We start from the raw sequence: 1,188 nt of genomic DNA on the forward strand, positions 1-1,188 counted from the left end.
GGCCGCGGCACACCGCCGCTGCCGGGCGCGCGGAGTGCGGGCGCGCGTGCCAGGCTCGGAACGAGGGCACCCGGGGCGGTGCGGGGCCCCGCGCCGGCGGACGGCGTGCGTGCGGTGGCCTCGGCGGAGGAGGACGGCATGAGCGACGCCGGGAACGAGCGCGGCAACGCGCTGTACGGTCCGCAGCCTGACGTGGCCGGCGCTTCGGGCTACCCGGACGCCCCGCCCCGGGTGGGCTTCTTCACCGACACCTCCGTGTGCATCGGCTGCAAGGCGTGCGAGGTGGCCTGCAAGGAGTGGAACGCGATCCCGGAGGACGGCCTCGAACTGACCGGCATGTCCTACGACAACACGCGCGGCCTGGGCGCCGACACCTGGCGCCACGTGGCCTTCGTGGAGCAGCGCAAGCCGCTGGGCGGCCAGGAGGCCGGCGTCGCGCACACCGCCGTGCCCGAGGGCGCGCACGTGAGCGCGGACGAGGCCGTGGACGTGTTCGCCGCCGCCTCCCGGCTCGGCACCGACGCCTCCCGCGCGGGCCCCGCGGCCGTGCAGGCGCCCGCCGGGCGGATCTCCCCGGTCTCCCCGGAGGGCAGGACCGAACTGCGCTGGCTGATGTCCTCGGACGTGTGCAAGCACTGCACCCACGCCGCCTGCCTGGACGTGTGCCCCACGGGGGCACTGTTCCGCACCGAGTTCGGCACGGTCGTCGTCCAGCAGGACGTCTGCAACGGCTGCGGCTACTGCGTGCCCGCCTGCCCGTACGGCGTCATCGACCAGCGCGAGGACGACGGCCGGGCGTGGAAGTGCACCCTGTGCTACGACCGGCTCGGCGCCGGTCTGGAGCCGGCCTGCGCCAAGTCGTGCCCGACGGAGTCCATCCAGTTCGGCCCGCTGGAGGAACTGCGGGAGCGGGCGCGGGCGCGGGTGGCGCAGCTGCACGCCGCCGGGGTGACCGACGCCCGCCTGTACGGCGAGAGCCCGGACGACGGGGTGGGCGGCGCCGGCGCGTTCTTCCTGCTGCTGGACGAGCCGGAGGTCTACGGCCTGCCCCCGGACCCGGTGGTCACCACCCGGGACCTGCCCGGCATGTGGCGGCACGCGGCGGTGGCCGCGGCCGCCCTGACGGCACTGGCGGTGGGGAGCTTCGCGAGGAGGCCGCGATGACACCGGAGGGTTCCCGGGGCGGAC

The 1,188-nt window shown here is 76.1% G+C and carries 1 protein-coding gene; it reads left to right on the forward strand.

The window, feature by feature from the left end; translation table 11 throughout:
* Positions 1–138: 138 nt before the first annotated feature.
* Positions 139–1,164 (forward strand): 4Fe-4S dicluster domain-containing protein, encoded by a 1,026-nt coding sequence (locus tag GT045_RS07590; RefSeq protein WP_161333694.1) that lies wholly within the window; start codon positions 139–141, stop codon positions 1,162–1,164.
* The last annotated feature ends 24 nt before the right edge of the window (positions 1,165–1,188 follow it).

Origin of the sequence: Streptomyces sp. SID486 (genome assembly GCF_009865385.1) — a bacterium.
In the GTDB taxonomy this organism is placed as follows: Bacteria; Actinomycetota; Actinomycetes; order Streptomycetales; family Streptomycetaceae; genus Streptomyces.

Coding starts and splice junctions, on each gene's coding strand:
- GT045_RS07590 (WP_161333694.1), top strand. CDS start 139: ATGAGCGACGCCGGGAACGAGCGCGGCAACGCGCTGTACGGTCCGCAG.